Source organism: Ferruginibacter profundus, assembly GCF_054783275.1.
In genome coordinates, this window is record NZ_BAAGQW010000001.1 from 2,147,001 (window position 1) to 2,170,394 (window position 23,394).

Sequence of the window (23,394 nt, forward strand, 5' to 3'; positions counted from 1 at the left end):
TTAAAGCATGGCAAAAAATTTCGCATCCATAGCTTTTACCAAAGCTGTAAAAGAAATGCAGGAAAAATCGGGCAGCAGGAAGAGTTACGCCAGGATGGAGCAAAATACTTATGTAGATGGGCTAACCGAAAACGAAGCAGAATTCATTTCGCAGCAGGATAGCTTTTACATGGCGTCTTACGGAGAAAATGGATTTCCTTACATACAGCACCGTGGCGGGCCGGCCGGCTTTTTAAAAGTGCTGGATACCAAGCGCCTGGGTTTTATAGATTTTAAAGGAAATATGCAATACATTTCTGTTGGCAATATTGCCACCAATAAAAATGTGGCGCTGATAATGGTTGATTATCCTGCAAGGGCAAGATTAAAAATATATGCTACCGCAGAGATCGTTGAATTGAAAGATGATCCGGCTTTATTTGATCAACTTGACCTGGAGGAATATAAGTTTAAACCTGAACGCATGATGGTGTTTACTATTGAAGCATATGACTGGAATTGCCCCCAACACATTACACCACGCTATACCATTGCAGCAATTGAAAATGCATTTGCACCGCAACAACAGCAGATCGCAAACCTGGAAGCAGAAATAAAAAGACTGAAGCAACAATTAAAAAATCAGGATGTATGATAAAAGATTTAAAACGGGTAGTGATCACAGGAATGGGTGTGGTTACTTCATTGGGCAATACAGTGGATGAATTCTGGAAAAACATTATTGCAGGAAAAAGCGGCGTGAGCTTAATTACAAAATTTGATACTGCTAATTTTAAAACCAAATTTGCAGCAGAAATTAAAAACTTTACGGCTACTGATTACTTTGAAAAAAACGAGGCCCGTAAATACGATCTGTTTACGCAATACGCAGTGGCTGCTTCTGACGAAGCCATAAAAAATGCGAATATTAATTTTGAGCATTTAAACCGCAATAAGATCGGGGTTATCTGGGGGTCGGGCAATGGTGGTATTCAAACTTTCCAGGACCAGGTAGAAGAATTTATAAAGGGAAATAAACAGCCCCGCTTTAATCCGTATTTTATTCCGAAGATCATTGCTGATATTCCTTCCGGTGTTATTTCAATCCGGCATGGATTAAGAGGATTAAATTTTTCTACTGTTTCTGCATGTGCTTCTTCCAATAATGCGATCATTGATGCCTGCAATTATATCCGTTTAGGTAAAGCCGATATGATCATTACCGGTGGATCGGAAGCGCCAATCAATGAGAGTTCAATCGGAGGATTCAATGCTTCAAAAGCATTATCCACAAATAATGACAATCCCGGAGGAGCATCAAGGCCTTTTGACATCAAAAGAGATGGATTTGTAATGGGCGAAGGTGCAGGGGCTTTAGTACTGGAGAGCCTGGACGCTGCTATTGAAAGAGGGGCCACCATACTGGCGGAAATTACAGGCACCGGAATGGCAGCTGATGCATTCCATCTTACCGGCACTCATCCTGATGGTGAAGGTGCTTATCTAGGAATGTTGGATGCATTAGAAGATGCTGCGATTGGTGCATCAGCTATTGATTACATCAATGCACACGCCACATCAACACATATGGGTGATGAAAGTGAACTAAAAGCTATTATGAGAGTTTTTGGAAAAAGAAAGAATTTAAACATCAGCGCTACTAAATCCATGACGGGACATCTGCTGGGCGCTGCTGGCGCCATAGAAGCCATTATTTCAACAAAAGCTATTGCAGATGACATAGTTCCACCAACAATTAATACCAATGAAGTGGAACCTGGTTATAACAATACATTCAATTTAACTTTAGGTGTCGCCCAAACAAAACAAATTAATTATGCAATGAGTAATACCTTTGGTTTTGGCGGGCATATTGCAACCATCATTTTAAAAAAATATAAATAACCCATGCTCAACCAATCTACTTTTACACTGGTTAATCAGCAGAACGGGAATCTTGCGTTCAAACTTTTTCATTTTGAAGACAATGGGTTTTTCGACCATATCCAGCGCAATAATTATTTTTCATTGATCTGGGTTACCGAAGGAACAGGAAAAGTGATAGCCGATTTTGCAGAATATGACTTTGAAGCCAATAGTTTATTTGCATTCGCTCCCTATCAGCCTTTTATGTTTTCAGGTACACAACCCATAAAAGGTATAGCCATTTATTTTCATCCTGAATTCTTTTGCATTTATAAACACGATAAAGAAGTATCCTGCAATGGCGTACTCTACAACAATGTGTACAAGCCGCCTTTTGTAAAAGTTGATGAGCCGTCTGCCGCAACTTTAAAGATGCTTTGCCATCAGCTTGAAACTGAAATGCAAAATCCTGCGCTGGCTCAATATGAATTGCTGGTTTCTTACCTGAAAATATTTTTAATAACGGCATCCCGTTTAAAAACACAACAACAACCTGAAGCTGCCGTATCAGTAAAAGGTAACGAAGAGCCTTTTATTCTGCAAAAACTTAAAGATGCTATTGAAGAAAATTTCAAGACCAAGCACTCCCCTGCCGATTATGCAGAGATGCTTTACATTTCTCCGAAGGCATTGGCAAAAATCACTAAATCTCATTTTAATAAAACACTCAGCAGCCTTATTAATGAACGCATCATCATCGAGGCCAAAAGAGAATTATACCTCACCGATAAAACTGTTAAAGAAATTGCATGGGAGCTGGGTTATGAAGATGAATATTATTTCAGCCGTTTTTTTAAGGTAAATGCCGACGTATCACCACAGTTGTACCGGGATACCGTGGGCTACGCAAAGGCAATGGCTTAAACAGGGAAGATTTATAATTTGTTGTATTTTTAATCCATGTTTGAACTCATTCAAAAAAATATTGCCAGGCATATTGATCTTACAACAGATGAGCTGGCTTATTTTACCTCGTTATTGCAGTTGAAACGGTTACGCAAAAAACAATTCCTGCTGGAAGAGGGTGAGGTATTTCAATATGAGTGTTTTGTAAACAGTGGTTGCCTGCGGCAATATTATTTAGATGAAAAAGGCCTGGAACATATTATCCAGTTTGCCATCAGCGATTGGTGGATCGGTGATCAATACAGTTTTTTAACCGGCCTGCCTTCAACCAATTTTATTGATGCCATTGAAGAATCACAGGTTGTACTGATCAGCAAAAATAATCTTGAACAATTGTATGTTCAGGTGCCTAAATTTGAACGTCTCTTTCGTATTGCATTTCAAAATAGTTATGTTGCCTTGCAAAGACGCATCCTTTCTAACCTTACCCAGACTGCCGAAGAACGTTATCTTGATTTTAACAAGCGGTATCACGCAATAGAACAAAAAGTTCCCCAGCACCAGGTGGCTTCTTATCTTGGTATTACCCCGGAGTCGCTCAGCCGCATCCGCAAACAATTAGCGGGCAAATAAATTCTCTTACCATAGATCAATACAATTTCTTACCCTGCATCATTGGAGCAGGTAGCTGTTGTGATGCAATTTTGTATTCTTATTTATTATCACACAAAATAAATTTTATGCACACGATCTTAGAAAAAATCAATCATTTAAATCAATTGGTACTGGATGGCAAAATGCTCGACGCTTTTGAATTGTATTATCATGATGATGTAACAATGCAGGAAAACACGATGCCGGCAACAGTTGGTAAAGCCGCCAACAGGCAAAGAGAGCTGGAATTTTTAAACAATATCACTGATTTCCGTGGGGCTAAAGTACTGAATGTGGCTGCAGGAGAAAATGTATCTTATGTAACCTGGCACTACGACTATTCTCATAAGGAATGGGGTGAAAAAAATTATACCCAGGTTTCAGTACAACATTGGGATGACGGAAAAATTATTAAAGAACATTTCTTTTACGGAAATTAATACATAGCCATGAAAAGTATTTTTGAAACAAATAACGACTGGACGGGGCTCCTGTTAAGGTTAACCATTGGCATTGTAATATTTCCGCATGGTGCACAAAAACTATTGGGCTGGTTTGGTGGTTATGGGTTTACAGGAACAATGAATTTTTTTACTGCCACTGTTGGCTTGCCCTGGATCATTGGTTTTGCAGTAATCCTACTGGAATTTTTTGGCAGCCTTTTATTAGTGATGGGCCTTGGCTCAAGGTTAATTACAATCAGTATGATCGCTCTTTCTATAGGCATCATTTTTACATCGCATATTCAGAACGGCTTTTTCATGAATTGGTTCGGGAACCAGAAAGGAGAAGGCTATGAATATTTTTTATTGGTCATTGGACTTAGCGCAACATTACTACTAAACGGGAGTGGGAAATTATCGTTGGATAAATTGTTGTATAAATCAAAAAATGCCGGGTTGTAATACCCGGCATTTTACATTAACCCGATAATGACCATGCTCAATTTAATATGCTCCCATTAATTTTTCTTTGTTCTATCTACCGGCTCTTTATACAATCCATATTCTTTTATCACTCTTAAAACTTCTGCCACACCCCATGCCTGTGCCATACAACCCCGTGGATGATGTGGTGCATCGGCATCAAATATTTCTGCAACAGTACCAATACAACCTTCACTCAGATGATATTTAAAATCGTTAATGATCTTTTGTGCTTTCACTTTTCCTTTGGCACCATACACTTTAATAACAGCATCAACATAAGCACCAAGCAACCAGCTCCACACGGTTCCCTGGTGATAGGATGAATCCCTGTGCCATTGATCGCCACCGTAATGACGCACATAATGTATGTCGTCAGCAGGCAAACTCCTCAAACCAACCGGTGTATATAATTTTTCAGTTACAACCTGCAAAACTTTTTTTGCGTTGTCACCTTCCAGCAAAGCAAACGGAAGGCTGATAGCAAATAATTGATTGGGCCTCAACGCTGCATCCGGTTTTCCATGCTCATCAATTACATCATACAAATATTCGCCTTCTTTATACCAGAATAATTGATCAAAACTTTCTTTTGCTTTTGCCGCCCTTGCTTCTGTTTTTACAGCATCCGTTTTTTGTTTGTTCATACGCAGTAATGCTGCAAATATTTTCAGTGCATTATACCACAACGCTGCTATCTCTACTGGTTTACCCATTCTTGGTGTAACCACCCAGGTACCGATCCTTGCATCCATCCAGGTCAATTGCTGTCCTGCTTCTCCTGCATATAACAAGCCATCATCATCCACATGTATGTTGTACCGGGTACCTTTATAATGCCAGTCGATAATTTCTTTCAGCACCGGTAATATTTCTTCCAGTATAAATTTTTTGTCTTTGCTGGCCGCTATATATTTATGTACGGCAACAAAATACCAAAGTGTTCCATCAACGTTATTGTATTCCGGCGGTTCATCATTATCCTGGAAACGGTTGGGCAACATACCCATACTCACGCTCTTTGCAAAGGCCGATAATATTTTTTTTGCATCTTCAAAACGGCCGGTGCTTAAACATAAACCAGGTAAACTTATCATGGTATCCCTGCCCCAATCAGTAAACCAGTGGTATCCGGCTATGATAGTTTTTAAATTATCTCCACGCTTTACAATAAACTGGTCTGCTGCCAAAATCAATTGTTGCAACGTATCATCCTTTGGTTGCCCGTTTAATAATCCCTGTCTTCGCAAACTTTCTTTTGCCAGCAATTCCTGTGCATCCCTTCCTGCAGGGTCTTCGGTGGAAATGATAACGCCTATTGAATCACCTTTTTTTAATGGAACGGTAATTACCCCGTGATTAAAAAGATCTTCGGTATAATCCAATCCACGATATGCTTCCACACTGTATTTAAAATTTTTAAACCATCGCGGAGCATGCCTGTAAGCTGCCCCTGGAACACTGATGTACACATTCAAATTACCATCTGGCTGGTTATGAAAAATACCGTCGTTAAAATCAACATCCCAATGCATTTGCGGGCCTTCGTGCTGCAAGGCATGATAAGACCTGCCTGCCATCAAAGGCAAAAGTTCTAATGTAAATTTTGTATTGGCCTTAATTACCTCATACAAAACAACCACCGTGTTTTCTCCATGTATCATTGCAATTGTTTTTTTCAACTGCAGGCCTTCAGTTTCATATCTCCATTCAGGAAATATTTTTTTACCAAAGCTTTTTAAAAACAAATTACCGGCGGGATGAACAACATCACCATCATAAAGGTTAGTCCCATATTCGATCCTTTTTCCATTCAGCACAATGGTTTCATCCAGTTTAGATAAAAGCACCGTTCTTTCCGCAGGAGGATTTGTTGCTGCAACCAGCAAGCCGTGATAGCGCCTGGTATTGGCATGAATAATGGAAGAACTGCTCCAGCCACCAAGGCCATTTGTTTCCAGCCATTCATACTGGGCAGCTTCGGTAAAGTCTTGTAAAATAATTTTATCTTTTTTCAGCATCGCCATTTTTTATTTCATGAATATTTCTTCCTTATTCAATTTCGTTGGTTGTTTAGAAGGTAAACTTATCCTGTTGATCAATTCTGCAATCACACCGGTCCAACCGGTTTGATGCGAAGCGCCAACACCTCTTGAAGTATCACCATGAAAATATTCATAGAATAAAACAAGATCTTTAAAATGCGGATCATCACGATAAATTGCATAGTTATCATTTACCGGCCGGTGTCCCTCATTATTCAACTGAAATGTAGACACTAATCTTTTGGCTATTTCATTGGATACCTCACTCAATAAAATCTCATTGCCCGATCCCGTTGGAAATTCTACCCTTGTATCGTCTTTATAATATTCGCAGTATTGCTGCAATGCATTTATCAATAAATAATTCATCGGCATCCAGACAGGCCCACGCCAGTTACTATTGCCACCAAATAATGCACTGGTACCTTCTGCAGGCTGGTAATCCAGGCCAAATTCCTGCCCGTCAATATTCACCGAATACCCGTGCTCATGTATTTTTGAAATAGAACGTATTCCACCCTGCGATAAAAATTCTTTTTCATCCAGCAGCGCTTTTACCAGGCGTTCTAATTTTTTCCGGGGCACCAGCGATAGTAAAATATCATCATGTTCGTTCAACTCTTCTATTACCAGGTAATCATTATTCTTTTCCCTGTATTGCTGAAACCATTTTAAACGCTTATAAAAATCGGGCAATTTTTTTAACGTATCTTTCTTCAGCACCAATACTGCAAACAGGGTGCTTAACCCTACAAGGCTGCGCACTTTTACAGGAATGTATCGTCCATCGGGTAGTGACAATACATCATAGAAAAACCCGTCTTCATCATCCCAGCTACCTGTCCAATCAGCACCCATGCGGTTTAATGATTCGGCGATATAAGTAAAGTGCTCAAAGAATTTTGTGGTCACATCTTCGTAACTATCATCGTACTGCGCAATTTCCAAACTCATCTCCAACATATTCAAACAATACATCGCCATCCAGCTGGTACCATCTGCCTGTTCTAAAACACCACCACCAGGTATCGCACTGCTTCTGTCGAATACGCCAATATTATCCAGCCCTAAAAATCCGCCTTCAAAAACATTATTGCCTTTATGATCTTTACGGTTTACCCACCAGGTGAAATTTAACAGTAATTTTTTAAATACCCGTTTTAAAAATTTTATATCTCCCTGCCCCGTTTTTGCTTTATCAATTTTATACACCTGCATACAACTCCATGCATGCACGGGTGGATTAACATCGCCAAATGCCCATTCGTATGCCGGCAACTGCCCGTTGGGATGCATATACCATTCTCTTAAAAATAATATCAGCTGGCTCTTTGCAAAACCGGCATCAATCATAGATAAAGGCACACAATGAAAAGCCAGGTCCCATGCGGCATACCAGGGATATTCCCATTTATCCGGCATCGAAATAATATCCTCATTATTTAAAGTTGGCCAATCATGGTTACGCCCTTTCTTTCTTGTTTCAGGTGGAGCCGGCTGACCGGGATCGCCATTTAACCAGCGGGGAATATCAATATTAAAATATTGTTTGCTCCACAACATACCGGCAAAAGCCTGCCGCTGAATATTGATAAGATCTGTATCTTTTGCTGCGGTTATGGCAGCATAAAAATCATCCGCCTCATTAATTCTGTTTATAAATATTGCATCAAAGTTGTTATCAAAAGGATTTTGCCGATGGGGTTGTTTACTTAAACGCAGTTTAACTGAAACGGAAGATTGTGCCCCTATATTAAATTCATACATGGGCGCACATTTTGTTCCGTCATTTTTTCCTGACAGCCATTCAAAATTATTTTCTGTTACAGCAGTATGAAAAGCATCTTTTACATAAGGTGACGGATTAGGTTGGCCATACAAACGCTCTGCATTGGTTTCGTTTTCGGTAAAAAGGGTACGAACAGGTTTGTCAAAATAAAAATAATAGTCTCCAAGGTCAGGATGTTCAACTTTTATTGTTCCATAGTTCTTTTGTTCTTCCTGCAGACAAAGCGTCGGTTTCTTATCCATTAAACCAAAGCTCCATAAATTACGAAACCACAATGTAGGAAGTAATGCGATATACGCTGTTTCATCTCCACGATTGTGAATGGTGATTTTTATACACAGATCCTCTGCATTATCTTTTGCATATTCTGTAAACACATCAAAGTATTTTCCCTCATTAAACAAATTAGTATCCAGTAACTCAAATTCCTTCTCGTATTTGTTGCGGCTACGGTTATTATTTACAAGTTCAGCATAAGGATATTCGGCATGTGGATACTTGTACAAATGTTTCATGTACGCATGCGATGGTGTATTATCCAGGTAATAATATAACTCTTTTACATCTTCGCCATGATTGCCTTCGCTTCCTGTTAAGCCAAACATCCGCTCTTTAAGAATAGGATCTTTACCGTTCCATAAAGCAATGGCAAAACAAATGCGTTGCATATCATCACTTATACCGGCAATACCATCCTCTCCCCAACGATACACTTTGCTCCTGGCATGGTCGTGAGGAAAAAAATCCCAGGCTTCGCCATGTTCACTATAATCTTCACGTACAGTGCCCCACTGGCGCTCACTTAAATATGGTCCCCATTTTTTCCATGCAGGATCGGCTAATCTTTTTTCTTCAGCATTCATGTGTTGGAATTTTTATTTTATCGCATGTAATGATTCATCAATGCTTTTTGATAGCTTTTCTTCCAGCCCGTTTTGTTTTCCCAAAGCAGCAAACTGTATAATACCATTGCTGTCAATAACAATATGGATAGGCCAACCGGGCATCGGAGTAAATATTTTATTGGGATCTGTTTCCGCCACCTGTATGTATTTGAAAGTATTTTTAATCAGAAATTTATTCAGCCCGGTTTTTTCATTGGGTGAAGAGGCAATAAACACAACATTTTTATTTTCGTATTTCTCTGCCAGTGTATTCAATACAGGTATCTCAGCAATGCAGGGTATACAGGAGGTATGCCAGAAATTTAATACCACCGTTTTTCCCTTTAACGACTCAGTAGAAAATTCATTCCCATTAATATCCCTCCAGCTGAACGCAGGAAAATATACTCCTTTAAGATTCGTCAGCATATCCAATGTTTGGGGATGCAGTTCTTTTTTTGCCGGTAAGTCATAATCAGCCAACAGAAAATTTACTTCCCCTATAATCTCCTTTCCAACATTTTTTATATTGAATTCCTGCTGGTACGATACGCCACCCTTTGCCAACAGGTTATCCTTATCTTTTAAAGACACTCCATTGCCATTAAAAAAGTAGCTCACCTTTATTTGGGTACCATCATCAAATTGCTGCAATTCTGTACTATCATTAACAGCCGCTATAACCTTTCCTTGCGAAAATATTTTTCCGGAGAAAAAGAGCAACGCAAAAATCAGAAAATACCGTATCATTTTTTATTAGTTTATCTTTTGTAATTATTGTTACTTGTCAATCGCCAATCAGCATCTACCCATTATCCTCAAACCCCGGATACAAAGTCATACCACCATCTACAAATAAAGTAGTACCATTTACATAGTCACTATCATCACTGGCTAACCATACCGCCGCTTTACCAATATCATCGGGTTTGCCTACACGCTTTTGCGGAATCAATTTCAATAACTCCTGCAGGTGGGCCTGTGTATCCCATGCATCATGATTAATGGGCGTAGCAATAGCTCCGGGAGCAATGCTGTTGATACGAATCATCTTTGGCGCAAATTCCTGTGCAATGGTTTTCATCATCAGCATTACGCCACCTTTGCTGGCAGCATAATTAGCATGGCCCGCCCATGGAATAACTTCGTGTACACTGCTCATGCAGATGATCTTTCCTGCGCTTTTTGATTTACCATTTACCCCACGACGAAGAAATTCTCTGATCGCTTCACGTGCACATAAAAATTGCCCGGTGAGATTTACGCCCAACACATAATTCCATTGCTCCAGGGTCATTTCGGTAAAAGGAGCATCTTTTTGTAAACCGGCATTGTTCACTAAAATATCAACGGTGCCAAATTGTTGTATCACATCAGCAAACATCAGCTGTACTTCATCTTCCCTGCTTACATCGCATTTATAAGCAATTGCTTTACCTCCGGCTTCAACAATTTCTGCTACCACAGTTTCAGCCATTGCCTTACCCTGAATTATGGGGTAATTCACCACTACCGTAGCACCGGCATTTGCCATTTCTTTAGCACAGCCAGCGCCTATACCGCTGCTTGCGCCTGTAATTATGGCCACCTGGCCCTGTAATTTTTTTTGCATGTTTTTATAATAAGAGTTATTTAATAAAGAACCGATTGTGCTGAATGGGAAAATTTGTGAACATTATCCTGCAAACCTGTTTTGATCATTGAGATTTCAAAATCTGTTAAAATATTGCTGTAGGTTTTAAAAGCATCGCCGGGGCAGCTGAAAGGGTTCATTAAATGATAAGCATCTCCCTCACATCGCTGATGGGCCGACATAAAATAAAAATAATCCACGGTTTGTAATTTTCTCCAGGTAGCAGCTACTTTTTCATCGCCGCTTTTCAGCACCATATTTTCCAGGCTGTAGATTTTCCTGATCGTATTATGTTGCATTACATTTTCTCCCCACAAACAACAGTCGTTATTTTTATCTTCCCACGATATGGTTTCCGGCACATCATAAACATCTTTCGGATAGCAATTTTCCAATGCGGCTGTTGGTGTTGTAAAATAAAAATCGGGGTTGGCTAATATCGCTGCAGGTAAATGTTGTAAAAATTCAAAAATACCTGTGCCTGCATTTTTATGCATACCGAATGTTTCATAATCAAAAAATAAATTAATGTTGCAGGTATCTGCAGCAGTATGCGCATGTATCCAGTCGGCAAATTTTTGGGCTGTTAACGGATGCTGGCTCCAGCCGGTGGCGCCAAAACGAAAAGCAATATCATCCGATAACTCCATGTTGCGCAGCAATACGCCGAAATCGCCATTGCCTGGACAAGCATAGGTTTGATTAGTTGTTCTTCCGTTTAATATCCTCGATAACCCTTCGCAGAGCACTCCTTTGTAACCAGCCGCTGCAATAAATTGCGCCAGTTCATTATTATAAATCAATTCGGTATTTCTGAAAACCGTTGGTGTTGTGTTAAACAATTCCCTGATCAGCAAGCTGTGTTTTTCAACCTGCAATGCAAATTCATTTTTAGAATGCAGCCAGCTTAAAGAATTGTGATAAGTTTCAGCCAGTATTTCCACACAGCCGGTCTTTACCAGTTCTTTAAAAGAAGCAATAACATCTTTGCGATACAATTGCAATAACTCCAGTACAGTGCCGCTTATAGAAAATGCCACTTTAAATTTTCCACCGGTTGCTGCTATCTGGCTGAGTATTATTTTATTTGCCGGTAAATAACAGTCATCTGCAACTTTGTTTATTGCTGCCATGTTGGCGTCTTCGTCATCATAACAATGCAACACGTCTATATCTTTAAATTCATACTGTTTCAACCGGTAAGGTTGATGTACTCTGAAGCAAAAACTTATTGAAGGCATAAAATGTCAGCTTACTAAAACTAATAGTCGGGAATTAGTGTTTAAAAAATACAATGCAAAACTAGCAACCATGTTAAACATTATTTGTAAGGCAGTTTACAATAAAATCAGTTTACCAGGTAGCGGCTGTTAATTTCAATATGCTTGCGGTTGTAGTACAGCAGGCCGTTGTCTTTTAATTCATTCAGTAAAGTAGTAACACTCTGGCGTGATGTAGATATTATGCCTGCAATATCATTATGCGTTAAATAATTATTGAGTTTTATTTTATCACCATCCCTGCTGCCTTCCCGGTTAGCCCAGTCTTTAAAAAAACTTATTAACCTGCTTTTGGCATCCTTAAATACGAGGTTGGAATGACGGCTTTCTAACCTGCGGAATTTGGCACTGATATGTTGCACAAAATTCATGGCCAGAACGGGATTTGATTGCATCAGCAGTTTAAAATCTGCCGAGCGGTAAGAACAGATCACTGTATTATCTGTAAATGATTCTGCAAACTCATCATCAGAAATGCCGCCGTTTAATGCCACATCTCCAAAGATATCCGTAGCAGTTAAAACTTCTTTTATCAGTTCATCACCGCAGTCGTCAATTTCAGAAATTTTAATTTTTCCTTTTACTAAAAGATAAACCCTGCTTTCAAAGCCGTCTTCCATGTAAATACTTTCTCCCTTATTTACATTTTTAACTTTTACATTTTCAGTCATCTCCAAAATCTGTGTATCAGTTAAACCGGTAGTAACTTCGTGTTGTTTCAAATACAAAAACTTAATTTCTGTGTGCATGGCTTGATATTTTAAGTTTGGTTAAATAAATTATAGTCAGCTTTTTTGATTAATGGCGTTTTCTATTTTTGCAATCAGTGCATTTTTTGATATCATCCCATTTACAAAATCTATTACAATTCCGTTTTTATAAAATAGTATTGTTGGCAATTCTATAACACCTAACTCTGCTTTTAACATGGGTGATTCCTCCACATCAACTGTAAAGAAGCCGACACTACTGCTATAATTCATCGATAGTTCTTTGTAAATCGGGGCCATCATCTGGCAGGGGCCGCTCCAATCTGCGTAAAACTTAACTACCTGTATTCCCTGTTCGTTTAAGATCTTTTCTGTAAATCCTTTTTTATCTGCTACTATTTTCATATTGCTTTTTTATTTGGCACAATTGTTATAGCCAAACGGGATGCCATATTTTACCAGGCCCCTTTTTAGCTCCTGAAACCCTTTACTGTAAAGGGTTTTATTAATTTCAATAAAACGCAACAAGAAGATTTATCCACTCCATTTTTCACAACATATTGGGAAAGTCACAACATATTGGGAATGGATTCCCAATACTGTATTCAATACCCTATCCGGCGTAAATTATTTTAAGCAGGCAGGTTATAGCTGTAGCCATTTTCTATTTCTCTTGTCTACTGTCATTTTACTTTTCTGTCATGTACCCGACAGAGGCCCGGCACACCGCCAGCTACATTTGTGTAATAAAAAATCAATTACATGAAATCAATTTTGTTTTTAACAGCTTTCTTAATCTCTGCCACTATCAGCAGTTTTGCCCAGGATGCAACTGCACTCAACAAAAAACATTTTAATCTTGATGATGGTATAGCAATAAAAGGTTACGACCCTGTAGCTTATTTTACTTCCAACAAAGCGGTAAAGGGAAGCAAAGACCTTGCAGTATACCACCAGGGTGCTACTTACTATTTTTCTTCTACAGGTAACAAAGAATTATTTAAAGCAAACCCATCTAAATATTTGCCGGAGTATGGTGGCTGGTGCGCCTATGCCATGGGGGCCAAAGGCGAAAAAGTAAGTATCGACCCGGAGACTTATAAGATTGTTGGGGGTAAACTCTATCTTTTTTATAACAAGTTTTTTAACAATACCCTTAAAGACTGGAATAAAGATGAGGCTACCCTGAAGAAAAATGCCGATGCTAACTGGATCAAAATATTTCACTAAAAAATTTTATAATAACCGTCATGACATTTTCAACCATCGGCACCTGGATACTGCGTTTACTGGCTGCCCTTATTTTATTGCAAACGCTATTCTTCAAATTTACAGCAGCGGAAGAATCGGTATACATTTTTACACAAATTGGTATGGAGCCATGGGGCAGAATTGGTATTGGCATCATGGAACTGATAGCCGCTATTCTGATTCTTTATCCTAAAACGACACCATACGGCGCTTTGCTCGCTATCGGATTAATGGCAGGAGCAATTTTTTTCCACCTTACAAAATTAGGTGTGGTTGTAAAAAACGATGGCGGACAATTATTTGTATATGCACTAATTGTTTTGGTGTCGTCAGCAATACTGCTGGTAATTTTCCGGCAGCAGCTGGTGGCAACCACAAAGTCAATTTTGAAATTTAATTAAGCCAACTATATGCAACTGCAACAGTCCATTCAAAACGTATTTGTACAGATCAGCGAATCGCTGGAACAATTAACCTGCGAGCAATACTGCAGGCCCAGTAAAATTTTATTTGGAGCTTCTATTGGCCAGCATGTAAGGCATATTATTGAGCTATTCATTTGCCTGGATAATGGTTACCACACAGGTATTGTGAACTATGAGAAAAGAAAAAGAGACTACGCAATTGAAACGGATAAAAATTTCGCCGGCGCACTTTTAAGATCCATTTACCTCACACTGGATAAAGCCAATAAAGATCTGAAGCTGGAAGCAAGCTTTGATGATCAGTCCGAAGATTGTATTTCGATTGCAACTAATTATTATCGTGAAATAGCTTACAATCTTGAGCATACAGTGCATCACATGGCATTAATCAGAGTGGGTATTACAGAAGTGTCAGACATCCTTGTGCCCGCAGATTTCGGAGTAGCTGCATCCACCATTAAATACCGCCAGGCATGTGCACAGTAAGTTTTATACCAACGAAGGATAAATTCTATCTCACTTCCAACAGAGATGAGAAAGTGTTGCGTAAAGCGGCATTCCCGCCTGCAATATATTGGGGAAACGGAAGTGGCCTGGTATATCCCAAAGATGCAGAGGCCGGTGGCAGTTGGATTAGTATCAGCCAGAACGGTAATGCCGCAGTTTTATTAAATGGAGCTTTTACAAAACATATTTCCCAGCCGCCTTATCGTTTAAGCAGGGGGATTATTTTCCTGGACATTATTGGTGCAGCAAGGCCTTGCTTTGCCTTTACTAAAATTAATCTCCACCATATAGAGCCATTTACTATGATCATTTTTGAAAACAACAGTTTGTTCGAGTGCCGCTGGGACGGACAGCAAAAGCATTGCAAACAATTAAAAAACAACAGGCCATATATCTGGAGTTCATCAACACTGTACGAACAGGATGTGGTAACAAAAAGAGAAAGCTGGTTTATCCAATGGTTAAATAAAAAACCAAGCCCAACACTGGAAGATATTTTACAATTTCACCAATTTACAGGTGATGGAGATAGTAATAATGACCTGGTGATGAACCGTGATGGAAAAATGATTACCGTAAGTGTTACGGGTATCGAACTTGAAAAATACTCAGGCAAAATGCAATATATCGACTTAAAAAACAATTCAGTCACAATACAACAATTCGCCTTTGGCCATTTACAAAAAGTAGCATAACAAACAGCATGAGCATGATAAAGAAAATATTGCAACTTCCTTTTTTTATAAAATTATTTAACTGGGAGTACTGGCCATTTGCTGTTGTATACAGTCCCATATATTTTTACTGGGTACTGTTAGGTATCCGCAACAAAAGTTTTTTCTTTTTTAATACCGCTAACCCAACAATAAAAAACGGGGGTTTTTTAATGGAATCAAAAAAAGAAATTTACGATTTGTTACCATCCGGCTATTATCCCCGTACCTTATTATTTAAAAACGATAACAATGCCGCCGGAATTTTAGCGCAGGTGACAGAAAATAATTTTACATACCCTTTAATTGGTAAGCCTGATATTGGTATGCAGGGCATTGCAGTAAAAAAATTAGAAACCGAAACGGATGTCATTGCTTATGCAAAATCTTCACAGGTTGATTTTTTAATACAGGAATTTATTCATTTGGAAAACGAAGTGGGGATATTCTATTACCGCTATCCGGGAGAAACTAAGGGGCATATTTCCGGCATCGTAAGCAAAGAGTTTTTATCTGTAACCGGGGATGGTATTGCCACTGTTGAAGAATTATTGCAAAGGGACCAACGTTTTATTTTACAAATTCCGTTTCTTAAAGCCACCAGCAGTACTGTTTTGCAGCAGGTATTATCTAAAGGAGAAATTAAATTACTGGTACCTTATGGCAATCACGCCAGGGGTGCTAAGTTCATCGATGCCAGTCACCTGATCAACGAAAAATCAGAAGCTGCCATTGATACGATCTGCAAACAGGTAAATGGTTTTTACTTTGGCCGGATAGACCTTCGGTATAATACCTGGGAAGAACTGGAACAGGGGAAAAACATTTCCATCATTGAATTGAATGGCGCCGGTAGCGAGCCCACGCACATGTACGATCCAAAGCATTCTGTTTTTTATGCCTGGAAGGAAATCATCAGGCATTGGAAAATATTGGCTAAGATCAGTCGCATCAATCACCGGCAAATGCAAATACCTTATATGCGTTTTGCTGAAGCAAAAAAAATGTTCGGGGATAACCGCAATTATGTAAAACTGATCAGGGCACAGCACAATAGTAAAGAGACAAAGCCGGAGACTACAGTGCATTTTCAATTGCCGGATATCCTTTTTACCTGACACAGATGAATACGTCCCCCGGCATACAGCAACAAAAAGAAACCATACGCATTGAAACTTTCAGCGATGGTATTTTTTGCATTGCAGTTACTTTACTATCTATCGAAATCGGAATTGAAGTGGAGGCCGGAATGACAAATAAAAGTCTTACTATAGCGCTGCTGCATAAGTGGCCGATTTTATTAGCGTATGTAACCAGTTTTATTAATGTGCTGCTGGCGTGGATCGGGCATCACAGTCTCTTTAAAAAAATAAATACCACCAACAGCTTTGTCATGATAAGCAACGGGGTGTTGCTGATGCTGGTGGCATTGGTTCCTTTTCCTACAAAAACATTAGGCTTGTTTTTATTAACAGGGGCCTTTAAAACGGCCGCAATTTTTTATACAGGCTATTTTGTTCTCATAAGCCTTGCCTTTCGTTTGCTTTGGTTTGCGGCGGCAAGTAAAAGAAGTTTATTGGTACAGGAAATAACAGAACAGGAAATAAAAACCTTTACAAAAAACGAAAACCTGGGTTTACTCTGCAACAGCATAATTATGGCGGTTGCTTTTTTTAGCCCGTGGACGGCATTGGCATTAAGCTTTGTTATGTGGATATACTGGATAGCGATGGGCTAATATTATTGAGGTAAAACTTTAACTAACAGCAAACAGAACAATGATCAAAAGAATTATAACGCTTTCACTTTCTGTTATTTTTGTCAACTCTCTCGCTGCTCAAACAAAAGTGATCAAAGGGTTTGTAAAAGACGGCCACTCTGATGAATTTTTGCCTTTTGCCAGTGTACAGTTTAAAAATACAGGCATTGGTAAAACCACCGATTCTTCCGGTGCCTTTATATTCAGGCTAAGCAAATGGCCTTCTGATACATTGCTTATTACCAGTATCAGTTATAAACCTTTCTGTATTATTATTCCAAAAGATAAGGACACTGTTGATATTTTAGCCGCTCTTGAGGCAGGTAATGCCAGTGCCGAAGTGGTGATTAGATCGAAACAAAAACACAGCCGAGGTTGGTATCTGTGGAAAAAAGTAGTAGCGCATAAAGACAGCAACAATATTTTTAAGCATGACAATTTCACCTACAGGGTGTACAATAAATTAGAGCTGGATATCAACAATGTAAACAAACAAAAAATTGAAAAGAGCCGGCTACTAAAACCGTTTGCCTTTATTGCCAACAATATTGATACGGTCTCAGAGGAAAAGCCCATTCTTCCTGCATTCTTTTCAGAAACATTATCCGATTATTATTTCCAGAAGAATCCACATCGTACCAGAGAAATCATCCTGGCCAATAAAGTAAGCGGTATTAAAAATGAAAGTATTACCAAATACCTTGGTGGCCTTTACCAGAACATTATTATCTACGCCAATTACATCCCTGTGTTTGATAAAGAATTCATAAGTCCGCTTAACGATAATGGCGATACTTATTACGACTATCGTTTGGCAGATACACAAAGAGTAGCAGGAAGAAAATTACTGCACCTCGTTTTTATTCCCAAACATGCCGGGGAAAATACCTTTGGCGGCGATTGCTGGATACACGATACTACGTTTGCAGTGCAAAAAGTTATACTGCATATCAATAAAGAGGCTAATATTAATTATGTAGATAAATTAAGTTTAGTGCAGGAGTTTAAAATGATCAACGACAGCACCTGGTTTTTAAGTAAGGACAAATTTATTGTAAATCTTAATCCGATAGGCAGTAAAACCACAGGTTTCATTGCACGAAAAACCACTACTTATGAAAAAGTGGTGGTAAACACAAATGCTGTTGCCCCGGTGATAGCAAAAAACAAAGTAGTGGAAGAAGTGGAAGTACCTGAATTAATTCGCAATAAAAATATTAATTGGGATAGTGCACGTACAGAACCATTAACCAAAACTGAAAATGGAATTTATGTAATGATAGATTCATTGCAACATGCTCCGGCTTACAAAAAATATTACAGCACTTTATATTTTTTAACTACAGGGTATAAAAATATCGGCAAATTTCAAATTGGCCCATGGTTTACGTGGATCAGTGGCAATGCGTGGGAAGGTACAAGATTGCGCTTTGATTTAGGCACCAACATATACTTCAGCAAAAAAATATGGCTGCACGGCTATCTTGCATATGGATCAGGGGATCAGCAATTTAAAGGAATGGGAGAAGCGTTGTGGTTATTAAAAAAGAATCCCTGGCAAACTTTGCATCTTTCGTATCTGAACGATCTCGACCGTACGCAACACTACAACACCGATATTCCTGCCGACAATGTGTTGGCAGTTGCAGTACGTAAGAATGGCATTCCTATAAAATTCATTAATCTGTCACAGTTAAAATTGGAATACGTAAGAGATACAAGGATCGGCCTTTCTACAACATTTGGCTTGCTGCACAAATCTTACGATCCTTTAAAAAATATACCTGGTAAAACATTTTTTCCTGTCACTTCGGGTGATCCTTTAACTACCACGGAAGCCTCAGTAAAATTCCGTTTTGCCTACATTGAAAAATTTTACAGTACTAATTTTTTCCGTTACAGCTTAGGAAGTCCATATCCTGTTGGAGAAGTAGAATTTACTGCCGGCATTAAGGGCATACTCAACAGCAGTAACAATTACCAGAAAATTGCAGGAAGTATAAGCCAGCAAATTTCAGTAGCCCCATTTGGCAAATTAAGCTACAATGTGTTTGCCGGAAAAGTATTCGGCACACTACCCTATCCGTTGCTGGAAGTACATCCTGGTAATGAAACCTACTATTTTAATAAATATGCTTTTAACCTGATGAACAGGTACGAATATATTAGTGACAGGTATGCTGGTTTTTCACTGGAACACAATGCAGGCAATGGAATATTTCGCTTTATCCCTTTAACACGAAAACTAAAGTTTCGTCAATTCTGGAATATTAAAGGTGTAACCGGTGATTTAAGTAGTGCAAACAAATTATTAAACTATACCCCCGAACATAGTTTTACTGCATTAGATAAAAAATTATACTTAGAAGCCGGTACCGGCATCGACAATATATTTAAAGTACTACGCCTCGATCTGGTATGGCGATTATCGCCACGGCCATTGCCTGTTATTAAAGCAAATCGCTTTGGCATATTCGGAAGTTTTAAAATACAGTTGTAATAACTTCTTTCAGAAAATTTTAACTTACCGGCTTCACTGCTTGTCATCATTTTGACAATTACCATTTTAAAAACTACAGAATTTTGTACTAAAAAAAATGAAAAAGAGAATTCTGTTTTTATCTGTTATTACAATTGCGCTGGTATCATGTAAAAAAAATAAGACCCCTGCCGATGGTGCGCAGGTGAATTTAGCTGCTACAACATTTTACAAAGATGGCAGCATGGAAACCAAAAGAGACCGGAGCGGAGCTTTCAATACCACTTCCTATGGCCAATTGATCAATGACGGCGGCAGCAATAAATTTTTAGTAAACCTTGGTGCGGTGGGTACAACACATACACTGGCAACATTTGGATTAAGCTTTACTTTTAACAGGCAAACTACAGCAGAGGGCATTGTTGGCAGCTATAGTTTTCCACGGGACCAGGCAACTATCCGTGTTACACTCCGTAACGAAGTTGCCAACACAGTCTCAGAAAATTTATTTTTCCCTTCCCATGGAATAGTAAATTTTGCCTACGATACAGCTACAAAGAAAATAAGTGGTTCGGTACAGGATCTTGAATTCAGCATTATACCCAACGATCCCTATAACAGGTATCAGATTACTGTTGATGGTAATTTTTCAGCCATCCCTGTGCAATAAAAAAATTGCCGTTTGATAAGTTTATCAAACGGCAACTCAAAATTATTGTTGTACCCGGCTATCCGTTATTGTAAATTTTTATTACGGACTCTCTTACTGCAGCGGCTTCTGCTGTACAATAAAAATAAATAACGTCAGCGATTACACCGGGTTTTACCCATGTGTCAAAATCCTCACCAGGCATGGCTTTCCGGTTCTGTGCTGTATCAATGGTGCCGGCTACAACAACGCTGGTAACCACGTTTGTGCCTTTTGCTTCTGCATTCATCAATTCTGCCAAACGAAAAATTAATGACTTCCCTAAACCATAAGCAATCATACCCTTGCTATTATCAGCGCTCAGGCCGGGCTTTGAGCCGATTAAAAATATCCGGCCATTTTTTTGCTGCAGCATTTGTACAAAAACAGGGCGGGCAATATTGTAAGCCGTTTCAAAATTCAGCTGGTATTGTGTTCGTATGTCGGCTGTTTTTGTATTGTCTAAACTGCCCATTGCAAATCCACCTACCGTTAATACTACCGCATCAATACCTCCATACTTTGCAATTATGTTATGTACAAATTGACCGGCATCATTCTCATTCATCAGGTCAACAATTATTTTCTCCAGCTTATTATTATCAATATCAAACAATACAGGATCATTGGGTACTATTGTTCCCACCACATTATAATCTTCTGATAAAAACTTTTTTACTACAGCTTGCCCCAGATTACCTGAAGCACCGGTTACGACTACAGTCTTGCTTGCCATTGTTCGGTATTTTAAATTATTGCAACAAAGCCCATCCAAATAAATGATTGTACTGGCGGCAATGTATCAATGCGTATTTATATTCTGAAAAATTAACTGTACCGGTAATGCTATAAACCTGGTTACCTCCTGTGGCTTTTAAAGCACCCAGATCAATGAATGTTACCGGGTACATTTCTTTTGCTATATAAACCCTCAGGTCGGGGCCGTTGCTGCTGCTAAAACTCATCAGCTTCAGCACATTGCCACTATCCGTTTTTAAAATTTTCGCCTCACCACTCACTGTTCCGTAAGGGCCACTGGCAAACATGCCGGTATAATTCAACATTGCAGTACTATCTGCCATTTCATTTAACACTACTTCGGGGGTATTATTTTTTTTACAGGAGGATAAAAAAATAATAAAAATTAAGGCGAGAACCGGGGTGATTTTTTTCATAACATCTAATTTGGTTTACTCATATACGTATCCGGTAACTGAAAAGTTTAGTTACTGCCAGCTGAATTTGCCGCCGGTGTTCACACGTACTTTGTACAAGCTGGTATGCGCTGTCATATACAAGGTCTTTCCATCTGCATCACCCCAGGCCATGTTGGCGGCACGTTCCGGAGTTACAATTTTGCCCAATAATTTTCCCTCCGGCGATAATATCCACACGCCACCCGGTGCAGACACAAATAAATTTCCTTCCCTATCCACTTTCATTCCATCCAATGCTTCGTCATCTTCGGTAAAACTAAAATCGAAAAAAATCTTGCCGTTTTTTAATGTACCATCCGTGTTTACTTCGTAACGCCACAATGTTTTGGTGTGGTGAATATCTCTTATATCCCAATTGGTAACGTAAAAATATTTTTCATCGGGAGAAAATGCCAGCCCGTTTGGCCCACCCAGGTCTTTTGATACTACCGTAACTTTTCCTTCCTTCACCATAAACACTCCTGAATAATCCAATTCCTTTTTTGCATCAGTAAAAAAACCGGGCAGGCCATAAGGCGGATCAGTAAAATAAATGGTGCCGTCACTTTTTAACACTACATCGTTAGGACTATTAAATTTTTTCCCGTCAATATTGTCAGCTAAAATGGTAACCGGCCCTTTCTTTTCATATCTTATAACTCTCCTGTTGCCATGCTGGTCTACAATTAATCTTCCTTCCTTATCAATGGTTAAACCGTTACTCCCCGGTTGCCCGAAGTCGCCAATATCAGCACCGGTGTAACCGGAATGTGACATGTAAATAGTTATATTATTATTGGCAGGATTGTAACGATAGATAGTGTTTGTATTGGGATCGCTGAATAACAGGTAACCATCAGGATGCCACACCGGTCCTTCTGTAAAAGAAAACCCGTCAGCAACTTTTTCAATGTTGCTGCCGGGTGTAATAATGCTGTTTAATTTTTCATCGATAGTGAAAATCTTTCCAATATTTTTCCAGTCTTTATTAGCAGGTAATCCGTCTTTATAAAAATCAACAACGGCATTACGAACCCAGATATAATTTTCGGGAATTTTTCCAATAGGTCCGTTAATGCCCAATATTGCAATTGAAAAATGCTCGCCCGCCTTTGCATTATTGGTTAAAATAACTCTGTTACGGGTATTATATCCTGCTATTAATCCATTGCCCGTTTGTCCAAATCCCTGCATTTGTTTTCCATTCACCCATATTTCGCTATAATCATCAACAGTAATTTCAAACACGGCAGTAGCACCGTTGGTTTTTAGTTTCCCGATTGTTTCAGGAATGGTAAGTTCAACTTTATACCATACAAAAGAAACTAAACCGCTGCCTTCTCTTAATTCAAGATCATTGGGATTAACCATTTTAAAGGCTGCATCAAAATCAGCATCACCAATTTGCGGACGAATGATATTGGTTTTATTTATTTCTCCGGTAGGATACAATGCCAGTGGCCCGCCATTTTTTATTGTCCCCGGCAACCTGAACTCGGCTGTATTAATATGAGCCGCCTGCACAAACCATGTTGCATTTACCAATGCTGCGCCGGTTGTTGTTTTTAAATCGGCAATAGCATTGGGTTTATCTATGGCCAGCTGCCTTGTTTCCTGTGCAAATAATTTAAATGATATCATTGTTAACAGAAGAACAATAAGAATGACCAGGTAAATTTTTAAAATGGAATATATCTTTATCAT

Annotated in this window: 24 protein-coding genes; 14 read left to right on the top strand and 10 right to left on the bottom strand. The window is 39.0% G+C overall.

From position 1 onward, the window contains the following. Nucleotides 1-7: 7 nt before the first annotated feature. The 6 genes from ACYVM0_RS09080 to ACYVM0_RS09105 all read left to right on the top strand — a co-directional run bounded on the left by ACYVM0_RS09080 (nucleotide 8) and on the right by ACYVM0_RS09105 (nucleotide 4,310). Entirely contained in the window at nucleotides 8-634 is a 627-nt protein-coding gene (locus tag ACYVM0_RS09080) for a pyridoxamine 5'-phosphate oxidase family protein (protein ID WP_460555719.1), read from the top strand. Continuing rightward, complete coding sequence (fabF, locus tag ACYVM0_RS09085; protein ID WP_460555722.1) at nucleotides 631-1,884, top strand: beta-ketoacyl-[acyl-carrier-protein] synthase family protein; 1,254 nt, start codon at nucleotides 631-633, stop codon at nucleotides 1,882-1,884. The genes ACYVM0_RS09080 and fabF overlap by 4 nt, the downstream gene beginning before the upstream one ends. A 3-nt stretch (nucleotides 1,885-1,887) precedes the next feature. Beyond that, entirely contained in the window at nucleotides 1,888-2,769 is an 882-nt protein-coding gene (locus ACYVM0_RS09090; protein ID WP_460555726.1) for a helix-turn-helix domain-containing protein, read from the top strand. A 36-nt stretch (nucleotides 2,770-2,805) separates the two neighbouring features. Further along, on the top strand, nucleotides 2,806-3,384 hold the full coding sequence (locus ACYVM0_RS09095) for a Crp/Fnr family transcriptional regulator (RefSeq protein ID WP_460555728.1): 579 nt from the start codon (nucleotides 2,806-2,808) through the stop codon (nucleotides 3,382-3,384). 107 nt (nucleotides 3,385-3,491) lie between these two features. Then, nucleotides 3,492-3,845, top strand: a complete 354-nt coding sequence (locus ACYVM0_RS09100; protein WP_460555731.1) for a nuclear transport factor 2 family protein — start codon at nucleotides 3,492-3,494, stop codon at nucleotides 3,843-3,845. 9 nt (nucleotides 3,846-3,854) lie between these two features. After that, nucleotides 3,855-4,310 (top strand): DoxX family protein, encoded by a 456-nt coding sequence (locus ACYVM0_RS09105; RefSeq protein ID WP_460555734.1) that lies wholly within the window; start codon nucleotides 3,855-3,857, stop codon nucleotides 4,308-4,310. Between the two features lie 56 nt (nucleotides 4,311-4,366). Here ACYVM0_RS09105 and ACYVM0_RS09110 read toward each other — a convergent pair whose 3' ends face one another. From ACYVM0_RS09110 to ACYVM0_RS09140, 7 genes are all read right to left on the bottom strand, one after another. Beyond that, nucleotides 4,367-6,352 carry an amylo-alpha-1,6-glucosidase gene (locus ACYVM0_RS09110; RefSeq protein ID WP_460555737.1) on the bottom strand — a complete coding sequence of 662 codons (1,986 nt, stop codon included), beginning with the start codon at nucleotides 6,350-6,352 and terminating at the stop codon, nucleotides 4,367-4,369. Nucleotides 6,353-6,361: 9 nt separating this feature from the next. Further along, on the bottom strand, nucleotides 6,362-9,028 hold the full coding sequence (locus ACYVM0_RS09115; RefSeq protein WP_460555740.1) for a glucosidase family protein: 2,667 nt from the start codon (nucleotides 9,026-9,028) through the stop codon (nucleotides 6,362-6,364). 12 nt (nucleotides 9,029-9,040) lie between these two features. Further along, a complete protein-coding gene (locus tag ACYVM0_RS09120) occupies nucleotides 9,041-9,799 on the bottom strand; it encodes a TlpA family protein disulfide reductase (protein ID WP_460555743.1) in 759 nt (252 codons plus the stop codon). A gap of 55 nt (nucleotides 9,800-9,854) precedes the next feature. Continuing rightward, nucleotides 9,855-10,661, bottom strand: coding sequence for an SDR family oxidoreductase (locus ACYVM0_RS09125; RefSeq protein ID WP_460555745.1), 807 nt, complete (start codon nucleotides 10,659-10,661; stop codon nucleotides 9,855-9,857). 20 nt (nucleotides 10,662-10,681) lie between these two features. Then, nucleotides 10,682-11,923: a glycoside hydrolase family 57 protein gene (locus ACYVM0_RS09130; RefSeq protein ID WP_460555748.1), complete on the bottom strand. Its 1,242-nt coding sequence runs from the start codon at nucleotides 11,921-11,923 to the stop codon at nucleotides 10,682-10,684. A gap of 107 nt (nucleotides 11,924-12,030) precedes the next feature. Next, entirely contained in the window at nucleotides 12,031-12,711 is a 681-nt protein-coding gene (locus ACYVM0_RS09135; RefSeq protein WP_460555751.1) for a Crp/Fnr family transcriptional regulator, read from the bottom strand. Nucleotides 12,712-12,747: 36 nt separating this feature from the next. Beyond that, nucleotides 12,748-13,077: a thioredoxin family protein gene (locus ACYVM0_RS09140; RefSeq protein ID WP_460555754.1), complete on the bottom strand. Its 330-nt coding sequence runs from the start codon at nucleotides 13,075-13,077 to the stop codon at nucleotides 12,748-12,750. A 357-nt stretch (nucleotides 13,078-13,434) separates the two neighbouring features. On the opposite strand from ACYVM0_RS09140, the gene ACYVM0_RS09145 reads away from it, so the two are divergent. The 8 genes from ACYVM0_RS09145 (at nucleotide 13,435) to ACYVM0_RS09180 (ending at nucleotide 20,476) form a co-directional block, all read left to right on the top strand. Beyond that, entirely contained in the window at nucleotides 13,435-13,902 is a 468-nt protein-coding gene (locus ACYVM0_RS09145; RefSeq protein ID WP_460555757.1) for a YHS domain-containing (seleno)protein, read from the top strand. Nucleotides 13,903-13,922: 20 nt separating this feature from the next. Further along, a complete protein-coding gene (locus ACYVM0_RS09150) occupies nucleotides 13,923-14,324 on the top strand; it encodes a DoxX family protein (protein ID WP_460555760.1) in 402 nt (133 codons plus the stop codon). Nucleotides 14,325-14,333: 9 nt separating this feature from the next. Further along, nucleotides 14,334-14,834: a hypothetical protein gene (locus ACYVM0_RS09155; RefSeq protein WP_460555763.1), complete on the top strand. Its 501-nt coding sequence runs from the start codon at nucleotides 14,334-14,336 to the stop codon at nucleotides 14,832-14,834. Then, the gene (locus tag ACYVM0_RS09160) at nucleotides 14,822-15,550 is read left to right on the top strand and encodes an NRDE family protein (protein WP_460555766.1); all 729 of its coding nucleotides are present in this window, start codon (nucleotides 14,822-14,824) and stop codon (nucleotides 15,548-15,550) included. The genes ACYVM0_RS09155 and ACYVM0_RS09160 overlap by 13 nt, the downstream gene beginning before the upstream one ends. A gap of 14 nt (nucleotides 15,551-15,564) precedes the next feature. Further along, nucleotides 15,565-16,686: a hypothetical protein gene (locus ACYVM0_RS09165; protein WP_460555769.1), complete on the top strand. Its 1,122-nt coding sequence runs from the start codon at nucleotides 15,565-15,567 to the stop codon at nucleotides 16,684-16,686. A 5-nt stretch (nucleotides 16,687-16,691) separates the two neighbouring features. Next, a complete protein-coding gene (locus ACYVM0_RS09170; protein ID WP_460555772.1) occupies nucleotides 16,692-17,306 on the top strand; it encodes a TMEM175 family protein in 615 nt (204 codons plus the stop codon). A gap of 40 nt (nucleotides 17,307-17,346) precedes the next feature. Next, nucleotides 17,347-19,827, top strand: coding sequence for a peptidase associated and DUF5686 domain-containing protein (locus ACYVM0_RS09175; protein WP_460555775.1), 2,481 nt, complete (start codon nucleotides 17,347-17,349; stop codon nucleotides 19,825-19,827). A gap of 97 nt (nucleotides 19,828-19,924) precedes the next feature. Next, complete coding sequence (locus tag ACYVM0_RS09180; RefSeq protein ID WP_460555778.1) at nucleotides 19,925-20,476, top strand: hypothetical protein; 552 nt, start codon at nucleotides 19,925-19,927, stop codon at nucleotides 20,474-20,476. Nucleotides 20,477-20,534: 58 nt separating this feature from the next. Here ACYVM0_RS09180 and ACYVM0_RS09185 read toward each other — a convergent pair whose 3' ends face one another. From ACYVM0_RS09185 to ACYVM0_RS09195, 3 genes are read right to left on the bottom strand one after another with little or no spacing between them, the layout of a single operon-like run. Beyond that, entirely contained in the window at nucleotides 20,535-21,230 is a 696-nt protein-coding gene (locus tag ACYVM0_RS09185) for a Rossmann-fold NAD(P)-binding domain-containing protein (RefSeq protein WP_460555781.1), read from the bottom strand. A gap of 16 nt (nucleotides 21,231-21,246) precedes the next feature. After that, nucleotides 21,247-21,669 carry a DM13 domain-containing protein gene (locus ACYVM0_RS09190; RefSeq protein WP_460555784.1) on the bottom strand — a complete coding sequence of 141 codons (423 nt, stop codon included), beginning with the start codon at nucleotides 21,667-21,669 and terminating at the stop codon, nucleotides 21,247-21,249. A 51-nt stretch (nucleotides 21,670-21,720) separates the two neighbouring features. Further along, complete coding sequence (locus ACYVM0_RS09195; RefSeq protein WP_460555787.1) at nucleotides 21,721-23,394, bottom strand: SMP-30/gluconolactonase/LRE family protein; 1,674 nt, start codon at nucleotides 23,392-23,394, stop codon at nucleotides 21,721-21,723.

Coding starts and splice junctions, on each gene's coding strand:
- ACYVM0_RS09190 (WP_460555784.1), bottom strand. CDS start 21,669: ATGAAAAAAATCACCCCGGTTCTCGCCTTAATTTTTATTATTTTTTTA.
- ACYVM0_RS09170 (WP_460555772.1), top strand. CDS start 16,692: ATGAATACGTCCCCCGGCATACAGCAACAAAAAGAAACCATACGCATT.
- ACYVM0_RS09095 (WP_460555728.1), top strand. CDS start 2,806: ATGTTTGAACTCATTCAAAAAAATATTGCCAGGCATATTGATCTTACA.
- ACYVM0_RS09080 (WP_460555719.1), top strand. CDS start 8: ATGGCAAAAAATTTCGCATCCATAGCTTTTACCAAAGCTGTAAAAGAA.
- ACYVM0_RS09090 (WP_460555726.1), top strand. CDS start 1,888: ATGCTCAACCAATCTACTTTTACACTGGTTAATCAGCAGAACGGGAAT.
- ACYVM0_RS09100 (WP_460555731.1), top strand. CDS start 3,492: ATGCACACGATCTTAGAAAAAATCAATCATTTAAATCAATTGGTACTG.
- ACYVM0_RS09160 (WP_460555766.1), top strand. CDS start 14,822: ATGTGCACAGTAAGTTTTATACCAACGAAGGATAAATTCTATCTCACT.
- ACYVM0_RS09175 (WP_460555775.1), top strand. CDS start 17,347: ATGATCAAAAGAATTATAACGCTTTCACTTTCTGTTATTTTTGTCAAC.
- ACYVM0_RS09195 (WP_460555787.1), bottom strand. CDS start 23,394: ATGATAAAGATATATTCCATTTTAAAAATTTACCTGGTCATTCTTATT.
- ACYVM0_RS09105 (WP_460555734.1), top strand. CDS start 3,855: ATGAAAAGTATTTTTGAAACAAATAACGACTGGACGGGGCTCCTGTTA.
- fabF (WP_460555722.1), top strand. CDS start 631: ATGATAAAAGATTTAAAACGGGTAGTGATCACAGGAATGGGTGTGGTT.
- ACYVM0_RS09110 (WP_460555737.1), bottom strand. CDS start 6,352: ATGCTGAAAAAAGATAAAATTATTTTACAAGACTTTACCGAAGCTGCC.
- ACYVM0_RS09115 (WP_460555740.1), bottom strand. CDS start 9,028: ATGAATGCTGAAGAAAAAAGATTAGCCGATCCTGCATGGAAAAAATGG.
- ACYVM0_RS09135 (WP_460555751.1), bottom strand. CDS start 12,711: ATGCACACAGAAATTAAGTTTTTGTATTTGAAACAACACGAAGTTACT.
- ACYVM0_RS09155 (WP_460555763.1), top strand. CDS start 14,334: ATGCAACTGCAACAGTCCATTCAAAACGTATTTGTACAGATCAGCGAA.
- ACYVM0_RS09185 (WP_460555781.1), bottom strand. CDS start 21,230: ATGGCAAGCAAGACTGTAGTCGTAACCGGTGCTTCAGGTAATCTGGGG.
- ACYVM0_RS09145 (WP_460555757.1), top strand. CDS start 13,435: ATGAAATCAATTTTGTTTTTAACAGCTTTCTTAATCTCTGCCACTATC.
- ACYVM0_RS09140 (WP_460555754.1), bottom strand. CDS start 13,077: ATGAAAATAGTAGCAGATAAAAAAGGATTTACAGAAAAGATCTTAAAC.
- ACYVM0_RS09125 (WP_460555745.1), bottom strand. CDS start 10,661: ATGCAAAAAAAATTACAGGGCCAGGTGGCCATAATTACAGGCGCAAGC.
- ACYVM0_RS09150 (WP_460555760.1), top strand. CDS start 13,923: ATGACATTTTCAACCATCGGCACCTGGATACTGCGTTTACTGGCTGCC.
- ACYVM0_RS09165 (WP_460555769.1), top strand. CDS start 15,565: ATGATAAAGAAAATATTGCAACTTCCTTTTTTTATAAAATTATTTAAC.
- ACYVM0_RS09180 (WP_460555778.1), top strand. CDS start 19,925: ATGAAAAAGAGAATTCTGTTTTTATCTGTTATTACAATTGCGCTGGTA.
- ACYVM0_RS09130 (WP_460555748.1), bottom strand. CDS start 11,923: ATGCCTTCAATAAGTTTTTGCTTCAGAGTACATCAACCTTACCGGTTG.
- ACYVM0_RS09120 (WP_460555743.1), bottom strand. CDS start 9,799: ATGATACGGTATTTTCTGATTTTTGCGTTGCTCTTTTTCTCCGGAAAA.